Origin of the sequence: Rufibacter latericius, assembly GCF_003721515.1 — a bacterium.
GTDB classification, from domain to species: Bacteria; Bacteroidota; Bacteroidia; order Cytophagales; family Hymenobacteraceae; genus Nibribacter; species Nibribacter latericius.
This window is the reverse complement of sequence record NZ_RJJD01000008.1, coordinates 265,890-284,234: the sequence shown is the minus strand read 5'-3', so window position 1 is coordinate 284,234 and position 18,345 is coordinate 265,890. Positions and strand designations below refer to the sequence as shown.

Annotated in this window: 14 protein-coding genes; 8 read left to right on the top strand and 6 right to left on the bottom strand. The window is 50.7% G+C overall.

Annotated features, from left to right (window positions below; translation table 11 throughout):
- Positions 1 to 21: 21 nt before the first annotated feature.
- Both ftsH and rsfS read right to left on the bottom strand, forming a co-directional pair.
- Entirely contained in the window at positions 22 to 2,133 is a 2,112-nt protein-coding gene (gene ftsH / locus EFB08_RS13235) for an ATP-dependent zinc metalloprotease FtsH (protein WP_123127432.1), read from the bottom strand.
- 48 nt (positions 2,134 to 2,181) lie between these two features.
- Positions 2,182 to 2,580 carry a ribosome silencing factor gene (rsfS, locus tag EFB08_RS13230; protein ID WP_123127431.1) on the bottom strand — a complete coding sequence of 133 codons (399 nt, stop codon included), beginning with the start codon at positions 2,578 to 2,580 and terminating at the stop codon, positions 2,182 to 2,184.
- Positions 2,581 to 2,614: 34 nt separating this feature from the next.
- Between rsfS and EFB08_RS13225 the strand changes: the two genes are divergently transcribed.
- The 5 genes from EFB08_RS13225 to EFB08_RS13205 all read left to right on the top strand — a co-directional run bounded on the left by EFB08_RS13225 (position 2,615) and on the right by EFB08_RS13205 (position 9,002).
- Positions 2,615 to 3,385: a biotin--[acetyl-CoA-carboxylase] ligase gene (locus tag EFB08_RS13225; protein WP_227006334.1), complete on the top strand. Its 771-nt coding sequence runs from the start codon at positions 2,615 to 2,617 to the stop codon at positions 3,383 to 3,385.
- Between the two features lie 178 nt (positions 3,386 to 3,563).
- Positions 3,564 to 4,196, top strand: coding sequence for a T9SS type A sorting domain-containing protein (locus EFB08_RS23790; RefSeq protein WP_227006333.1), 633 nt, complete (start codon positions 3,564 to 3,566; stop codon positions 4,194 to 4,196).
- Positions 4,197 to 4,319: 123 nt separating this feature from the next.
- A complete protein-coding gene (locus EFB08_RS13215) occupies positions 4,320 to 7,325 on the top strand; it encodes a glycosyltransferase family 117 protein (RefSeq protein WP_123127430.1) in 3,006 nt (1,001 codons plus the stop codon).
- A gap of 276 nt (positions 7,326 to 7,601) precedes the next feature.
- Entirely contained in the window at positions 7,602 to 8,414 is an 813-nt protein-coding gene (gene rlmB / locus EFB08_RS13210) for a 23S rRNA (guanosine(2251)-2'-O)-methyltransferase RlmB (protein WP_123127429.1), read from the top strand.
- A gap of 174 nt (positions 8,415 to 8,588) precedes the next feature.
- Positions 8,589 to 9,002 carry a hypothetical protein gene (locus tag EFB08_RS13205; protein WP_123127428.1) on the top strand — a complete coding sequence of 138 codons (414 nt, stop codon included), beginning with the start codon at positions 8,589 to 8,591 and terminating at the stop codon, positions 9,000 to 9,002.
- A 74-nt stretch (positions 9,003 to 9,076) separates the two neighbouring features.
- Here the strand turns inward: EFB08_RS13205 and EFB08_RS13200 are convergent, their stop codons facing one another.
- Together EFB08_RS13200 and EFB08_RS13195 are read right to left on the bottom strand one after the other, a co-directional pair.
- Positions 9,077 to 10,153: a mannose-1-phosphate guanylyltransferase gene (locus EFB08_RS13200; protein WP_123127427.1), complete on the bottom strand. Its 1,077-nt coding sequence runs from the start codon at positions 10,151 to 10,153 to the stop codon at positions 9,077 to 9,079.
- A 1-nt stretch (position 10,154) separates the two neighbouring features.
- Positions 10,155 to 11,123, bottom strand: coding sequence for a KpsF/GutQ family sugar-phosphate isomerase (locus tag EFB08_RS13195; protein WP_123127426.1), 969 nt, complete (start codon positions 11,121 to 11,123; stop codon positions 10,155 to 10,157).
- 68 nt (positions 11,124 to 11,191) lie between these two features.
- Here EFB08_RS13195 and recQ point away from each other — a divergent pair, with 68 nt between their 5' ends.
- The 3 genes from recQ to EFB08_RS13180 all read left to right on the top strand — a co-directional run bounded on the left by recQ (position 11,192) and on the right by EFB08_RS13180 (position 16,305).
- A complete protein-coding gene (gene recQ / locus EFB08_RS13190; RefSeq protein WP_123127425.1) occupies positions 11,192 to 13,369 on the top strand; it encodes a DNA helicase RecQ in 2,178 nt (725 codons plus the stop codon).
- A 159-nt stretch (positions 13,370 to 13,528) separates the two neighbouring features.
- Positions 13,529 to 14,833, top strand: a complete 1,305-nt coding sequence (gene purD / locus EFB08_RS13185) for a phosphoribosylamine--glycine ligase (protein WP_123127424.1) — start codon at positions 13,529 to 13,531, stop codon at positions 14,831 to 14,833.
- Positions 14,834 to 15,021: 188 nt separating this feature from the next.
- The gene (locus EFB08_RS13180) at positions 15,022 to 16,305 is read left to right on the top strand and encodes an acetyl-CoA hydrolase/transferase family protein (RefSeq protein ID WP_123127423.1); all 1,284 of its coding nucleotides are present in this window, start codon (positions 15,022 to 15,024) and stop codon (positions 16,303 to 16,305) included.
- A 336-nt stretch (positions 16,306 to 16,641) separates the two neighbouring features.
- Here EFB08_RS13180 and EFB08_RS13175 read toward each other — a convergent pair whose 3' ends face one another.
- Together EFB08_RS13175 and EFB08_RS13170 are read right to left on the bottom strand one after the other, a co-directional pair.
- Positions 16,642 to 17,058 (bottom strand): BrxA/BrxB family bacilliredoxin, encoded by a 417-nt coding sequence (locus EFB08_RS13175; RefSeq protein WP_062545952.1) that lies wholly within the window; start codon positions 17,056 to 17,058, stop codon positions 16,642 to 16,644.
- A gap of 200 nt (positions 17,059 to 17,258) precedes the next feature.
- A complete protein-coding gene (locus tag EFB08_RS13170; protein ID WP_123127422.1) occupies positions 17,259 to 18,344 on the bottom strand; it encodes a cytochrome-c peroxidase in 1,086 nt (361 codons plus the stop codon).
- Position 18,345 lies beyond the last annotated feature (1 nt).

Genomic DNA, 18,345 nt, shown 5'->3' with positions numbered 1-18,345 from the left:
GGCCTACTTTTCAGAAAAGGGCTACGAATTGAATGTAGTGCCTTCTCCGCTGGAAGACGGTGCACCAGTAGGCTCTGCAGCCGTAGGCGTGTCTTCCTGGTTTTGCTGCGCACCAGATGGGGTGATGATATGGTTTTCACCGGCCACTTCACTCTGGGTTTTGCTACGGTCTGTACCGGCAGTATGAGCCTGGTAGTTAGTTAAGCCCTCGAAAGGTCTTGGGCCAACCAAACGCTCCAGATCATGCTGGAAAAGGATTTCCTTCTCTAACAGTTCCTGCGCCACCATTTCCAACTCGTTACGTCTGTCAGAAAGTAACTGAAGGGTACGGTTATAGGCATCGCCTACCAGCACTCTTACTTCAGAGTCAATCGTTTCAGCGGTAGTTTCTGAATAAGGCTTCGTAAACGTGTTGTCTGGCTGCTTGGAGTCATAAAACGACAGGTTCCCGATGCGGTCATTCATGCCGTACATGGTCACAATGCTGTAGGCCATTTTGGTAATTCGTTCCAGGTCACTCAAGGCACCGGTAGAGATTTTCCCGAACACGATCTGCTCAGCTGCACGGCCACCCAGGGCCATACACATCTCGTCTACCAACTGCTCTGTGTTGTACAGGAACTGCTCTTTCGGCAAGTACTGGGCATACCCTAACGCGGCAACACCACGTGGAACGATACTTACTTTCACCAACGGATCACAGTGCTCCAGGAACCAACCCGCAATGGCGTGGCCGGCTTCGTGGTAGGCCACGATTTTCTTTTCCTGCGGAGAGATGATTTTGTTTTTCTTCTCCAAGCCACCAATCACACGGTCAATGGCATCGTTGAAGTCCTGCATTTCAATCGCCTTTTTGTTCCGGCGGGCAGCGATCAAGGCCGCCTCGTTACACACGTTGGCGATCTCAGCACCGGCGAAACCAGGAGTCTGGGCTGCCAATTTCTTCGCATCCACGTCACTGGCCAACGTCAAAGGTCCTAAGTGCACCCCGAAGATATGGGTACGGCCGTTGATGTCTGGTTTGTCAATGCTGATCTGGCGGTCAAAACGTCCTGGGCGCAGCAAAGCAGAGTCCAGAATGTCTGGGCGGTTGGTGGCAGCCAGGATGATAACTCCAGAGTCTGTCGCGAAACCATCCATCTCTACCAACAGGGAGTTCAGGGTGTTCTCGCGCTCATCGTTCCCGCCTGGCATCTGCCCGCGGCTTCTGGAACGACCAATCGCATCGATCTCGTCAATGAAGATGATACACGGGGCCTTGGCTTTCGCTTGCTTGAACAGGTCACGCACACGGGCAGCACCCACCCCTACGAACATCTCCACGAAGTCTGACCCAGAAAGGGAGAAGAACGGAACCTCGGCCTCGCCGGCAACGGCTTTAGCCAACAAGGTTTTACCGGTACCCGGAGGACCTACCAGCAACGCACCCTTCGGGATTTTACCTCCCAGAATGGTGAACTTGGTGGGGTTTTTCAGGAACTCGACAATCTCCTGGATTTCTTCTTTGGCTTCCTCCAGGCCGGCTACGTCTTTGAACGTGATCTTCACCTTGTTCTCGGCGTCAAACAGTGCGGCGCGCGATTTTCCGATGTTGAAGATCTGTCCGCCAGCTCCCCCGGTGGCCATGCGGCGCATCAGGAACCAGAAACCTACCATGAGCAGGATGAAGAATGGCCAGCCCATCAGGAGTTCCAGAAGTCCGGTACGTTTCTCAATCTCCAGAGGCACCCGTTGCTCGCGCGGAAGGTTTGCCTGCAATTGATCTAAATCCTGCTTAAAGCTCTCAGCGGTGATGATAGGGAAGTGGTACTGAGCGCCCTGGGTGTTCATGCTGAACCCTCCCCCGCGGCTTTCCAACTCGGCACGGTACTTCTCGTTTTTGAGCGCTTCCTCTTTCAAGGTTACCTCAGCCACGTTGTTGTTCACTACCGCTACTTTCTTCACGTCCTGCGCCAACAGCATTTCCTCGAAACGAGGCTGCCGGATTTCAATGGTGGCGTTGAGGTTATTGTAATATGTAAGTCCGAAAATAAAGATCACTAAAGCGGCCAGAACCCAAATCTGCATGGTTGGGCGCGGCGGAGTGGTGGGTATTATTTTCCTTTTTTTCTTTTTTTCTGGTTTTTCTGTCATGGGTTGTTCTCTCTCAATAAAAGGTAAACCTCTGGGCTGGCGCTTTGTTTAGCGTACAGCCGTAGCAGAGCCCTCGGTAGGCTCTACGTGCGTAATCTCGGCATCGCCCCAGAGTTCTTCCAGTGCGTAGAAATTACGTTTGTCCTTAAGAAAGATATGGGCTACTACATCAACGTAGTCAAGCACCACCCACTCGCGGTTGGTGCGGCCTTCACTCTGCCAAGGGTGTTCTTTGGTAAGTTTGAAAACTTCTTCTTCAATAGACGTAGCAATGGCATCCAATTGGGTGTCTGAGCTAGCCGAGCTTATGATAAAGTAGTCAGAGACGGCATTCTTCAAAGATTTCAGGTTAAGAACGACAATATCGGCTGCTTTTCTTTCCTGCATGCCTTTTACTACCAGTTCTGCCAATATGTCGGAATTGTCCTGAATCGTGTTGTGTTTCATTTGGGAAATATAAATTTGATCTTCAAAAATACGAATGTCTTTGCAAAAAATTTCGCCAGATACCCTTTTTATAGGCCAGCAACTTATTTTTCTGCCAGAATGTGCCTCTACCAACACAGAGGCACATGAGCTTCTTTACAAAAATGGGGCCACGGATGGTTGTGTCATAGTGGCTGGTGCCCAAACGGGTGGGCGCGGCCAACGTGGCAATACCTGGGACGTGGAACCTGACAAAAACATTACGTTATCTGTCATTTTAAAGCCAACCTTTTTAGAGGCCCAGCACCAGTTCTCGCTCAACATTGCTGTTTCACTGGCAGTACTTGACCTGGTGCAGGAATACCTGCCTGCCGGTGCTACCCTCAAATGGCCCAATGATCTGTACTGCCACAACCAAAAAGTAGGCGGCATTCTGATCGAGAACTCCGTGAGCGGCCGGTTTCTTCAGCACAGTGTGGTAGGCATAGGGCTCAATGTGAACCAAGTAACCTTTGCTCATTCACGCGCCACTTCGCTGGCTTTACTCACCGGGCAGCAACTTCCGCTTTCCAGGCTCATCAGCAAGTTACTGGAAAATATGGAGCGCAGATACCTTATGTTACGCAGCGGAGCAGTTGAGGCGCAAAAAAGGGAATACCTACAGCACTTGTACCGCTACCAGGAATGGCATTCTTTCGAGGTGGGAGGACAGATACGGCCCGGGCAGATTACCGGTGTAGACGCTGCCGGACGTTTGGCAGTACTCATAGAACAGAAATTGCAGTTCTTCCAGTTCCAGGAAATAAAATTTGTGATAGAGGATTAATGGTTTTGGCCTAGTTTTTGAAATATAGCCTTAAAACAATTTGAAACTTTAAAAGGGCTTATTGGTTTATTTGTAGAAATAGATAGAGAAAATCCTATTGTTTTGTTTGTAGTTTAAGGATCCCTTGTTATATTTGAACCAATCCGAAAGGAGACACCAACTTCTTGGCACATATGGTATGAAAATTTTTACACGTGTTTTCCTGGGGATTTTAACCCTGGGCATAGTTTTAGGCAGCAAAGCATCTACTCTGGGCGTGGTTCCCGGCGGTTTGCCTTTGGGTACCCATACGGCTACTTCTGCAAAATCTGATACCGTTTTCCAGAATTGGAGAACGTCTGCGAGTTTAACGGTGACAGATTTTGGGATATTGCCTGCTGTTAATTTTTCTTCCTATAACCCGAACATAAAAAAATATTCTCCCTTGCATTACCTGACTAAAAGTCCGGGTGTGATGGCCACCAAACCAGGCCTGCGCCAGGTGGCGGCGGTATATGCCAGTGCAAGTAAAATCCTTACCGGAGGGCAGGGAACCAAGGAGCCTAAATTGATTCCTTCTCTGAACGCTTACCCCAACCCCTCCAGAGGAGTAACCCGCATTTCGCTTAGCTCGCTGGGTGATGAAACCTATAAGATCAGAATCTCCAACGCGATTGGGAAAGTATATAAAGAGATTCCGGTAGCCAAGCCTACCACTACTGAGACCATTGTGGTGGACCTTTCTCCCTTGCCGGCCGGCATCTATTTCTATAGCCTGCTGGTGAACGAAAAGATGGTGGAAACCAAACGACTGATTCTGCAGCAGCAATAATCTTTCGCTGCGTAAGTTATAGAAGAGCCAGCCTAAGCTGGCTCTTTTTTTATTTATTGGGGTTGGCAAGAGGCTAGACGTTCAGAAAATTGCTAATTTCGAGGGTTCAATCTTTAACACATCATGTTGCAATACAATCGGATCAACAATCTGGTGGGTTGGCTGGTATTTGCGGTGGCCACCATCGCGTATGTACTTACCCTAGAGCCAACGGCCAGTTTCTGGGACAGCGGAGAATTCATTGCCTGTTCCTATAAGCTCTTAGTGCCGCACCCGCCCGGGGCTCCTTTTTACCTGTTGCTGGGCCGTATTTTCTCTTTGTTTGCAAGTGAACCGGCGCAGGTAGCCTGGTGGGTGAATCTACTCTCGGCCCTTTCCAGTTCCTTTACTGTGCTGTTCCTGTTCTGGACCATCAGTATCCTGGCCCGTAAACTTCTGGTGCCTTCCCAGCGCCCCAGCACTTTGGGCGCGATGGCCACCGCTACTGCCCCTGAAGAAACCGTGGTGCCTACCTTGGGCCAAACCATTGCCATCATGGGCGCTGCTGCCGTGGGAGCCCTTGCCTTCACGTTTTCAGACTCTTTCTGGTTCTCAGCGGTAGAAGCAGAGGTGTATGCCTTCTCTTCTTTCTTTACTGCTTTTGTCGTGTGGGCCATGTTGCGCTGGGAAAGCCGCGCGCACGATGCCGTTTCAGATAAATGGCTGATTTTGATCGCTTACATGGTGGGCCTTTCTATTGGCGTCCATTTGCTGAACCTGGTAGCCATTCCTGCTTTGGCCTTCATTTTCTTTTTCCGGCTTAAAAAATACACGAATAAAGGCGCTCTTATCACCCTGGTGGTGAGTGCCGTGATTTTAGGTGTGGTATTGGTGGGAATCATCCCAGGCTTGCCTTCCATTGCCGGTTCTTTTGAAGTGTTGTTTGTGAACAGCTTCGGGTTGCCGTTTGGCGCAGGCGTGATCTTCTTTGTGGCGCTGTTCATCGGGCTCATCGTGTGGGCCGTACGTTACGCCATCAAAACCGGAAACCGGACGCTGCACACCGCGCTGTTGAGTTTTATCTTCGTGCTAATCGGGTACTCTTCTTACCTGATCATCCCAATCCGCTCGGGCTACGACCCAACCATTGATGAGAACGACCCTGAGAATATTGTAAGCTTCGTGTCTTACCTCAAGCGCGAGCAGTACGGTGACCGTCCGTTGCTGTTCGGGCCGCAGTTCAATGCCGAACCTGTTGACCAGAAGGAAGGCGCTGCTCAGTATATCAAGGGCGAAGACAAATACATTGAGGTTGGCCGCAAGGTGGAGCCGGTGTATGATTCCAAAGACAAAGTGCTGTTGCCGCGTCTGTACAGCAGCCAGCCAGGGCATATTGCCCAATACAAAAAGTGGGTAGATATTCAGGAAGGCCAGAAGCCCACCTTTGGGCAGAACATGAGCTTCTTGATCAATTACCAGATGGGACACATGTTCTGGCGGTACTTCGGCTGGAATTTTGTGGGCCGCGAGGGTGACATCCAGCAATCTGGTGTGCTGTGGCCATGGGAAGGCAACGATGGCCTGCCTGACCGCATCTCTGAAAGCAAAGCTCGTAACAACTTCTTCATGTTGCCCTTGGCGCTGGGGATTCTGGGCTTGATTTACCAATTGAGAAGAAAACAGCGCGATGCCTTTGTGGTTGGTCTTCTGTTCTTCTTCACCGGTATTGCCATTGTGCTGTACCTGAACCAGCCGCCTATTGAGCCGCGCGAACGGGATTACACTTTCGCCGGGGCTTTCTACGCGTACTGTATCTGGATTGGCCTGGGCGTTCTGGCTATCGCCGATTTCCTGCGCAGAACGTTGAAGTCTGATATTCTGGCAGGCGTAGTTGCTTCTGTGATAGGTTTGCTGATCCCGGGGGTGATGGCGGCCCAGGGCTGGGACGACCATGACCGTTCAGACCGTTACCATTCCGTTGACTCGGCGAAGAACCTACTGAGCTCGGTGGCGCCTAACGCTATCCTGTTCACCAACGGAGACAACGATACGTTCCCGCTGTGGTACGCCCAGGAAGTGGAAGGTTTCCGGACCGATGTACGCGTGGCCGTGTTGAGCTACATGAACACCGATTGGTACCTGGATCAGATGAAACGCCAGGCCTACCAATCTGAGCCGTTCCCCATGAGTCTGGAAAACGAGAACTATCGCCAGGGAATCAACGACTACCTGCCCTATGTGGAGCGTCCGGAAGTAGCCAGCGGAATTGACCTTCAGCAGTACATCCAGTTGGTGAAACAGAACCACCAGGCCCTGCAGATTGGAGACCGTGCCGGACGCACGTACCTGTCTTTTCCTACGAAGAACTTCTTCCTGAACGTGGACAAAAACGCGGTGCTGGCGAACAATGCCGTAGCACCTGCTTACAGAGACTCCGTCGTGAGCCAGATGCGCTTCACCATTGACAAGAGTGGTCTGGAGAAAAAGCACTTGGCCATTCTGGACTTGATTGCCAATAACAACTGGAAACGACCGGTATACTTCTCCACCACCGCCGATAACTCTGACTTCATGGGCTTGGACAACTACCTGCAGTTAGAGGGACTTGCTTACAGAGTGGTTCCGGTGCAAAGCAGAAGCAACGACCAGATGGGCTACATCGCCAAAGACATCATGTATGACAACATGATGAACAAATTCTCTTGGCGCAACCTGGACCGCACGGATATTTTCTACGACGAAAACTACCTACGTTTCCCGGCCAACGCCCGCGACAAGTATTACCAACTGACCCTGGAGTACCTGAAAGCCGGCGACAAAGCCACCGCCAAGAAGATCATGGACTACTGCTTCGCGCAGTTGCCAGACAAATCCATCCCGTACGACTACTACATTCCGCCGTTCGTGGTGCCGTTGTACGAGGTAGGCGATCAGAAACGCGCCCAGGAGATCGTGAACACCATGTCCGCCCGTTCAGATGCCGCGCTGCGGTACTACTTTACCCAAAGCTCCATGTTCGAGACCGAGATCCGCATCAACCTGTTTATCATGCAGCAGTTGATTCAGGTGTCGCGCCAGGTAGGCATGACCCAGAAATCAGCCGAAATTGAGCAGAAGTTCATGCAGTACTACGGCCAAATGGGCAAGTAACTGTATTAAATTGAACAGAACGGCCGGTCAGAGATGACCGGCCGTTCTGTTTTTAAGTATCTCCCGTTTTTAGGTTGTTTCCGGAAAAATGGCTTGAAAACAGGAGGCTTGTTCCAGGGTTTAGCCGTATGAAAGGAGGGAGAAGGCAATCTTGGTAGTGTTCTTCTTTTGCCTGAAATCCCGAGAAATAGCTTCTGTTACATTTCTGCGGAAATACGGCTACCTTTGCAGGCAATTCAGAAAAGCAGTGCGGCTGCAGATCAACGCATAACATCCATGGAAAACAGAAATTACAGAGATAGAGACGGTGGCGGAAAGCCAAAATTCTACGGCCCACCCAAGGTAGATAAAATGGAGATGGTGTTCGGCCTTCGGCCGATCCTGGAAGCCCTGCACGCCGGTAAGACCATGGAGAAAATCTATCTGCTGAAAGGAGCCAAGCACAGCATCAGCCAGGAGATCACCGAACTGGCCCGCGAGGCGCAGATTCCTATCTCTTTGGTACCGAACGAGAAGCTGGACCAACTTACCCGTAAAAACCACCAGGGTGCGGTAGCCTACCTGTCCGCGATTTCTTATTCTCCCCTGGATGAGATTGTAGCCTCTCTTTTTGAAAAAGGCAAAGATCCATTGCTGCTGGTTCTGGACCGGATTACCGATGTCCGGAACTTCGGGGCCATTGCCCGGAACGCCGAGTGTATGGGCGTGGACGCCATTGTGATTCCCAGCCGCGGAGCTGCCCAGATCAACGCCGATGCCCTGAAAACCTCGGCCGGTGCTCTGAACCTAATCCCGGTTTGCCGCGAGCATAACCTGAAAGATACCCTGCACTTCCTGAAGCAATCTGGCATCAGGGTAGTAGCCTGTACCGAGAAAGCCGACGATATCCTCACCGATGCTGCCGTGGACCTCACCGGGCCTGTAGCTGTGCTCATGGGCAGCGAAGAAGACGGTATTTCTCCTGAATACCTGAAAAGAGCCGATGTGCGCGTGAAAATCCCGATGATTGGTCAAGTGCAATCCTTGAACGTGTCGGTGGCCAGTGGCATTATTCTTTATGAAGCCCTGAGACAGCGCAAAGCGGAATAGGTTTTTGTTGGAGAATGATATTTCTAAGGTATAGCCTTTTGGGTCTTTTTTCATGAAATCAGGCCTAAAAGGCTATTTGCATGAAAGCCTTTTGGAGGAGAAATTGCATATTTATTTCCTGACTCCAATGCAGCCTTTTGTTCCCCAACAGGGTCTTGAGTAAAAAGCTACCCTATGAAAAATACTTTACTCCTTCTGTTTCTATCGCTGTTCCTGTTTTCCTGCTTTGACAAGGAAGATGCTCCCGCCGTACTGCCCAGTGGTACTTACACCGGGACTTTCCAGCGGTCAAGCCCTATTGCAGACTACCCCAGAGCCAATGTCACTTTAGTCTTTGACGGCAATTCTTTCTCTGGCAGCAGTGACCACTTGAAATATCCGGCTATTGGGCAAGGAACCTATCAGGTAAATGGGCAGGAAGTGACTTTTAAAAATGCTTCGTTCATGACGGCAGAGTTTGACTGGACACTCATTTTGGACGGAGCCTTTGCGCTGAGCACAAATCAGGAAGGAGGAATTACCCTTACCCGGAAAACGGGAGAGGTAACCGATGTGTACCACTTGGTAAGGCAGTCTGAAACCAACTAGAGCTTTTCCTTCACGCAAAAAGGCGGAGCACCCTGAACTCAGGATGCTCCGCCTTTTTGCGTAGTGATTGATCTCTAAATATAGTTCTGCCCTTTCATGGCTTTGGCATCGGCCACGAAGTCTTTAACTTTTTGCTCATCTTCCCGTCGGCACACCATGAACACGTTGTCATAGGCTGCCACAATGTAATCTTCCAGACCCTGCACTACTACCAATTGGTCATGCGGGGCTTTGATGATACAGTTCCTGACGTCATAGGCCAGCACGTTGCCATCAATCACGTTGCCCTCAGGGGTTTTCTCAGACAAACTGTAGAGCGAGTCCCAACTGCCTAGGTCAGACCACCCGAAATCACCCAGGATCACAAAAACGTTGTCTGCTTTCTCCATGATGCCATAGTCAATGGAGATGTTACGGCAGTGCGAGTACGCCCGGTTGATGAACTGTTCTTCCTGGTCGGTGTCCAGCACCGGAATGCCTTCCTCAAAGGTCTCGGCCATGTCGCCTAGGTACTGGTGGAATGCTTTCAAAATGGCCTGGGCATTCCAGATGAAGATGCCGGCATTCCAGACAAATTCACCGCTGTCCAGAAACATTTGGGCAATCTCCAGCGAAGGTTTCTCAGTAAAGGTTTTTACCTTTTTGAGGTGCAGGTTCTCGTCGGCAATGAATTGGATGTACCCGTAGCCGGTGTGGGGACGGGTCGGCTTAATGCCCAGCGTTACCAGAATCTCGCTTTTAGCGGTAGCAGCCAGTGCTTCTTTTATGCAGTTTCGGAAAGAATCTTCCCGCAGGATCACGTGGTCTGCGGGCGCAATTACAATGTTGGCGTTAGGGCTTCGCTTCGCGATCTTAAAGCAGGCGTAGGCAATACAGGCCGCCGTGTTCCGTCCGATTGGTTCCTGTAGGATCTGGTTTTCTGAAAGGTCAGGCAGATGCTCGCGTACCAGGTTGGCATAATCGCGGTGCGTGACCACAAAGATGTTCTCGGGCGGGCATATGCCTTCAAATCGTTTGACCGTGGTCTGGAGCATGCTTTCGCCAATGCCCAGTACATCATGGAATTGTTTGGGATGATTCACTCTGCTGAACGGCCAGAAGCGGCTCCCAATGCCTCCTGCCATGATTACTACATAGGTATTGTCGTTCATTTTATACTAATCCTTCTTTTAGTAAATCATGCAGGTGCACAAAGCCGGCAAATGTGCCATTTTTGGTGACGATGAGTTGCGTAATATTTTTTTTCTGCATGGTGACTAAGGCTTCTACGGCATATTCCCCGCAATCGATGGTGAGGGGCGAGGGCGTCATGATATCCGAAGCTTTGATACCGGCTAAATTCTCAAAATTGGAGAGCATCCGGCGTAAGTCTCCATCGGTGATTATACCGGTTAAGTTACCAGAATTATCCAGAACTGCAGTAGCCCCCAACCGTTTTGAAGAAATTTCAATGATGATCTCCTTCAGCGTGGCATCGGTGCTGACCTGGGGCGCCGCGTTCAGGCTGTAAATGTCGCCTACTTTCAGGTAAAGCCGCTTGCCCAGGGAACCCCCGGGATGCAGGGCCCCAAAATCCTCTTTGCTGAAATTACGGGATTCCAGGAGACAGACCGCTAAGGCATCACCCAAAGCCAGGTGGGCAGTGGTGCTGGTGGTAGGGGCCAGGTTATTAGGGCAGGCTTCGCGCTCAATGGTGGCGTTCAAAACAAAATCGGCTTGTTGGGCCAGATAGGAATCTGTGTTGGATACCAAAGCGGCCAGGGGGGTCCCTTTGCGTTTAAGGAGCGGTACCAATACTTTTATTTCAGGTGTGTTGCCGCTCTTGGAGAGGCAGATCACGAAATCATCGGCCTGGATCATTCCCAGGTCACCGTGGATGGCATCGGCGGCGTGCATGAAAAGGGCAGGGGTGCCGGTAGAGTTAAGCGTAGCCACTATTTTGGAGGCAATATTGGCGCTTTTTCCAATACCAGTGACCACCACGCGGCCCCTGATGGCCAGAATTGCCTGCACACACGCCTCAAAGCTGTCGTCTATGTAGTCGGCTAGCTGAAGAATTGCGGCAGCTTCTTCCTGCAACACTTTTTTTGCGGTGCTTTTGATATTTTTCGTGATATTCAAGTTAGATTTGTATTAGACAAGACAACAAAAGAAAGTACAAACCTTGTTTCTCACAACAAGCATATTACATGTTAGTAAAACAAGAATCATTAAAGAACAAATTAAAGGAAGTTTTCGGCTATAGTCAATTCAGGGGAAACCAGGAGGCGATTATAGAAAACATCATGTCTGGCAAGAACACCTTCGTGATCATGCCTACTGGTGCCGGGAAATCACTTTGCTACCAGCTCCCTGCTTTGGCCATGGAAGGGACGGCTATTGTGATTTCGCCCCTTATCGCGCTGATGAAAAACCAGGTGGATCAGTTGAACGCTTTCGGGATAAATGCCCAGTTCCTGAACTCCACGCTTTCAAAAGCGGAGATGAACAAGGTGAAAAAGGAAACAGTGAGCGGCGAGGTGAAACTGCTGTACGTAGCCCCAGAATCGCTTACCAAAGAAGATACCCTTGATTTTCTGAAACAAGCCAAAATCGCCTTCGTAGCCATTGACGAGGCGCACTGTATCTCAGAGTGGGGCCATGACTTCCGGCCCGAGTACCGCAAGATCAGAGGCATCATTGACAACATCGGTAATCTTCCCATCATTGCGTTGACCGCCACGGCCACGCCCAAGGTGCAGCTGGACATCCAGAAAAACCTGCAGATGGACGATGCCTCGGTGTTCAAGTCTTCTTTCAATCGTACAAATCTGTACTACGAGGTAAGACCTAAGCACAACACCAAAAAGCAGCTTATCCAGTACATCAAAAAGCACAAAGGCAAAAGCGGGATCATCTACTGCCTCAGCCGCAAAAAGGTAGAAGAGATTGCTGAGTTGCTGCAGGTGAATGACATTAAAGCGTTGCCGTACCACGCCGGGTTGGATTCTAATATCCGCATGGCCAACCAGGACGCGTTCCTGAACGAAGACGTGGATGTAATTGTAGCCACGATCGCGTTCGGCATGGGGATTGACAAGCCCGATGTTCGGTTCGTGATTCACTACGACACCCCTAAATCCATTGAAGGCTACTACCAGGAAACCGGCCGCGGCGGTCGTGATGGACTGGAAGGCAACTGCCTCATGTTCTACAGCTACGATGACATTGTGAAGCTGGAGAAATTCAGCAAAGACAAGCCCGTTACCGAGCGCGACAACTCCAAGTTGCTTCTGCAGGAAATGGCCTCTTATGCAGATTCAGCCGTGTGCCGCCGCCGCCAGCTGTTGCACTACTTCGGGGAACAGTATGACAAGGATTGCGGCTTCTGCGACAACTGTACGCACCCTAAAGAAAAGTTTGAGGCCGAGCAGGAATTAACCTACGCTTTGAAAGCCGTTGTTCAGACGAACCAGCGTTTTGCGATAGAACACCTGGTGAACGTAATCATCGGGTTCAAAGACCAGTACGTGGAAAGCTACAGCCATGACCAGTTAGAGGTGTTTGGCGTGGGCAAAGAGCAGGAACCCACTTTCTGGAACTCCATCATCCGTCAGGCCTTGTTGTTCGATTACCTGGAGAAAGACATTGAGAATGTAGGTACGCTCAAGATCACTGAGAAAGGCGAGAAATACCTGCAAAGCCCGCACGCCATCAAGTTCGCCAAGGACCACAACTTTGACGAGGAAGTGCAGCAAGAGGAAGAGAAAGAGGAAACCCAGGCCGCTGCCGGGCATGATGCCGTTCTCTTTGACATGCTCAAGGCGCTGCGCAAGAAACTGGCCAAAGAGATGAACCTTCCGCCGTATGTGCTGTTCCAGGACCCGTCTATCAAGGAGATGGCCACCACGTACCCTACCACCAAAGAAGACTTGGCGCACATCGCAGGGGTGGGCATGGGCAAGGTGCAGAAATTCGGGAAGCCGTTTTTGGAGCTGATTTCCAAATACGTGGAGGAAAACGACATTGTCACCGCTGCTGATGTGGTGGTGAAAACCACGGTGAACAAGTCCAAACTCAAAATCTACGTGATTCAGCAAATTGACAAGAAGATGGACCTGGAAGAGATCGCATCCTCCAAAGGCCTGACCATGTCTGAACTGATCGAGGAGATTGAGCACATCTGCTATTCCGGTACCAAACTGAACTTAGACTACTACATAGACGGAGTGCTGGACGATGACCGCCAACAAGACGTGATTGACTATTTCATGAGTGCCACCACCGATAACATGGCTACCGCCATCAAAGAACTTGGCACCGACGATTACACCGAGGATGACCTCCGCCTCATGCGGATCAAGTTCCTCTCTAAATACGCGAACTAAATTCAACCAAAACAGAAAAGCAGGTGGAGACATCTGCTTTTCTGTTTCCATGATGTGGCACCATTTTGGTGGTGTTTTATAGAAAGCAGCCTTAAAACGGCAGCCCCTGAACGATAAAACTGGCTTGAGCCCCGTGCTTGAGCTTAAACCCTTGCTTGTATGAACGTACTGATCATTGGGGCGGGTGGCCGCGAGCACGCCCTGGCCTGGAAAATTAGCCAAAGCCCTTACTGTGAGAGAATTTTCGTGGCTCCGGGAAACGCCGGTACCGCCCAGATTGCCACCAACGTAGACATCTCCATCACTGATTTTGAGGAACTGGCTAAATTCGCCACCGACTTTAACATCATGATGTTGGTAGTAGGCCAAGAGGCAGCGCTGGTAGAAGGCATCGCCGACTATTTCGCGGAAAGAGAGTACCTGCAGCATATCTTGGTGGTAGGTCCGCGCAAAGCCGGTGCCCAACTGGAAGGCAGCAAAGACTTCTCCAAGCAGTTCATGCTCAAGTACGGCATCCCTACGGCCCGTTACCAGACCTTCACCGCAGATGATTATGACCAGGCATTGACGTATCTGCAGAACCATCCATACCCGGTGGTCTTGAAAGCCGATGGCTTGGCTGCTGGGAAAGGCGTAGTGATTGCCCAAAACGTGGCCGAAGCCACCGAGGCTATCACAGGCATGCTGAAGAACAACAAATTCGGGAGCGCGGGCAGCAAAGTGGTAGTAGAGGAGTTCTTGCAAGGCATTGAGCTTTCGGCTTTCATTCTCACCGACGGCAAGGAATACGTGCTCCTGCCCGAGGCTAAAGACTACAAGCGTATCGGCGAAGGTGATGCCGGCCTGAACACTGGTGGCATGGGCGCCGTTTCACCTGTTCCGTTCGCCGATGAAGCTTTTATGAACAAGGTGCGTTCCCGCGTGATTGAACCTACCCTACAGGGCTTGCAGCAGGAAGGAATTCCCTACACCGGGTTCCTGTTCATCGGGTTGATGAACACCAACGGCGACCCGTACGTGATTGAATACAACGTGCGCTTAGGCGATCCAGAAACCGAGGCCATTCTGCCCCGCATTAACTCAGACTTGTTTGAGCTTTTCAAGGCCCTGCATGACCACGAATTGGGCCAGTTTAAGCTGGAGGTAGACGCACGGTCGGCCACTACTATTTTCCTGGTGTCTGGCGGATATCCTGAGGACTATGAGAAAGGCAAGGAAATCCAGGGCTTGCAAACGGCACTGCCTGAAAACGCGCTTTGCTTCCACGCCGGAACCAAGCAAACTTCATCCGGGAAAATCGTGACCGATGGCGGAAGGGTGATTGCGGTCACCGGACTAGGCCACGATATGGAAGAAGCTTTGGAGAAAGCCAACGCCGCTGCTGCTCAGATTCAGTGGGAAGGCCGTAATTTCCGGTGTGACATTGGTTTTGACCTGAAACGCTATTTGGCAGAGCAGTTGTAAAAACATTAGAGTAACTGCCTTCAGAGGAATAGATCAGACGACTTCTATTTTAAGGCAGATTTCCGAAAAACAAGGGTAAAATGACGAAGGCCAGCCGCACCGCTGGCCTTCGTCATTTTTGAGGGCACCGGTGACATTGATCTTTGCGGCTGATTTCCGTAAAACCCATTTCATCAAACCTGATATCCATGTCACTTCAACCTGACTATACCACCGCCGAGGAAGCCGTTAAACTGATTAAATCCGGAGACCGTGTTTTTGTGCATGGGGCCGCCATGACCCCGCTCAGGCTGGTGAATGCCGTTTCTGCCCGCGGACCGGAACTTCTGGGCGTGGAGTTCATTCACATGCACACCGAAGGCCCGGCGCCTTACACTTTCCCAGAGCACGCCGAAAGCTTCAAGACCAACGCCTGCTTCGTGGGGGGCAACATCAGGCAAGCCCTCAATGAAGGCACCGCCGATTACATCCCCATTTTCCTGAGCGAGATTTCCCTTTTGTTCCGCCGCAACATTCTACCCCTGGATGTAGCCTTGGTGCAGGTTTCTCCGCCAGATATCCACGGTTTCTGCAGCCTGGGATCATCGGTAGATGTGGCTCTATCTGCAGTGGAAACCGCTAAAATATTGATTGCCGAAGTGAACCCGCGCGTGCCACGTTCCCACGGAGATGGGGTGGTGCACATCAGTAAATTCCACGCGAAGGTACAAGTAGATGAGCCGCTGCCAGAGCACAAGAACAAACCTGCCGGAGAGGTTGAAACCCAGATTGGGCAATTGGTGGCTTCTTTGGTGGAAGACGGAGCTACGCTGCAAATGGGCATTGGCGGCATACCAGACGCAGTGCTGGCGCAGTTGGGCAACCACAAAGACCTGGGCATTCATACCGAGATGTTCTCAGACGGCATTATTCTGTTGGTGGAGAAAGGCATTATCACAGGTGCCAAGAAGAAAGTCCTGAAGCACAAGATTGTCTCCTGTTTCGTGAACGGTTCCCAGAAAGTATTCGATTTTCTGCATGACAACCCTGCCGTGGTGATGAAGGAAACGGTGTTCACCAATGACACGTCCATCATCCGGCAGAACCCTAAAACCACCGCCATCAACAGCGCCATTGAGGTAGACCTCACCGGCCAGGTCTGCGCTGATAGTATTGGCATGTACCAATTCTCGGGCGTGGGCGGTCAGATGGACTTTATGCGGGGCGCGGCTTTGTCTGAAGGAGGGAAGCCGATAATCGCGCTTCCTTCTATCACCAACAAAGGAGAGTCCAAGATTGTGAATGTGCTCAAAGCAGGAGCCAGCGTGACCACCACCCGCGCCCACGTGCACTACATTGTCACGGAGTTCGGCATAGCTGATTTATACGGAAAGAACCTTCGCCAACGCGCCAAAGAACTTATCCGCATCGCACACCCTACCCATCAGGAAGAACTGGAAAGACTCGCTTTTGAACGGTTTAAGGTGTTGTAACGAACAGTTAGCAGTAAACACTTAGTTTTTAGTGAAGGCGCGTTTAGTAATGGTGCGTCTTTGGAGGTTGCCTGTCAAAATAAACGACTTCCATAGTATATGTCATCCTTTCAGGATGACGAAGAGAGAGCAATATTAAGTTTATGATGGTACTATGACGCGGATTTACTTCCGTGACTTACTGTTCATGTATAGCAAGGCACGGACGCAAATCCTTGCCGTAGAGGGCACCTGTGAGGTCTTGCTTTTTAAGGTTGTTTTCAGAAAACAACCTTAAAACAGAAGAGCCTGACTAATCAGTCAGGCTCTTCTGTTATTGCTGTAGACTACCGCAGATTAGCAGTACTCTTCAAAGGCTCCTTGCAGGTTGTCTACGATGCGGGTTAAGTCATTTCCCTCGATGTGGTGACGCTCAATCACGTGCACCAACTCGCCGTCTTTGAACAACGCAATGGATGGAGAAGACGGAGGATAAGGCAACATGAACTCACGCACTTTGGCAACGGCTTCGGTTTCCATGCCGGCAAACACGGTTACCAGTTTAGAAGGCTTCTGCTCGCTGCTAGCCACGGCCATTTTAAGGGCTGGGCGAGCTTTGGCGGCAGCGCAACCACAAACAGAGTTAACGGCTACCAATACGGTGCCTTCTTTCTGCGTCAATACGGACTCCACTTCTTCGGGCGTCATCAGTTGCTCAAAGCCAACGGAAGTAAGGTCTTCCCGGATAGGGGCGACCATATATTCAGGATACATTGCCATGGGTATGGGTGATTTTAAGGTGAATTCTGTTTCTGACGTAAATTTACGAAATCAAGTGTAAAACAATGCGCGAATGGTTCTGGTTTCCAAAAGGATACTATTTCTTTGTTTAGAAACTGTGAAAACCGTGGTGTATATGCGGTAAGCGTCTGCTCTTGAAACAAAAAGTCCAATTGTCCTTCTTGAACCTATCATCAGGGAAGAGGAGCGTGAGCCGGATTCTGTAGAAACTCCCAATCAGTTAATGTGTTCAAAAAGGAGAGAATATCAACTTTCTCTTTTTGGGTGAGCGTGAGACCCAACGTTCCATCTGTCCGTAGAAACGTTGGGTCTAGGGTAGGGGAAGGAACTATGCCGTGGGTATAATGGTCCAGCACCTGTTGTAGCGTCTCAAAACAACCGTCATGCATGTAGGGAGCGGTTACCATGATGTTACGCAACGTGGGCACCTTGTATTTCCCAATATCTTCCGGCCGATGGGTGATGCGTCCTCGGCCCCAGGCGATTTGCTCGTGTTCCTCTGAGAAGGTTTGCGCTAAGCCATTGTTGCGGTAGCTTTGGTCCGTGAAGGAATCAGTGGCGTGGCAGGGGGCACACTGCTGGCGCACCAAAGCCAGTCCGCGTAACTCCTGGTTGTTCAAAGTGGCGTTTGGCTCTTTTCGAACATGCCGGTCGTAGGCTGAATTGCCGGTGATGAGGGTACGCTGGAATTGAGCCAATGCCCGCGCTATGAGGGCCGATGTGATGGAATCAGTTCCAAAGGCGGCTTTAAACTGTGCTGGGTACTCTACATGGTTTTGAAGTTCCAGCACCAGTTCCTTCAAATTCTGCGCCATCTCGTCTTCATGCGTTAAGGGACCTAACGCCAGAGACTCCAGGTCTTTGGCTCCTCCGTCCCAGAACCAGCCTTGCATCCAGGCTAGGTTCTGCAGGGCGGGAGCGTGTCTAAGCAGTGGTTTTCGGCTGGCTCCTGCGGTGGTTAATGCCCTGCCATCAGAAAAAGCTTTTTCCGGCTGATGGCAAGAAGCACAACTGATTTGGTTATTGCCGGAAAGTATTGGGTCATAAAACAACTTTTTGCCTAACAACACGCCTTCGCGGGTAAATGGATTGCGCTGCGGAAAAGGTACGGCTGTTCCTAAGTTGGCAGGGGCAGTTAATACGAATTCTGAAGGCGTAACAGGTTCCGTTTCCTCTGAGGCACAGCTGAGAGCGAAAGTGCTACCCAATAGGAATAGTACCTTCGCTCTGAACCGGGAAAGAGGCAGGTGCAACCGCATG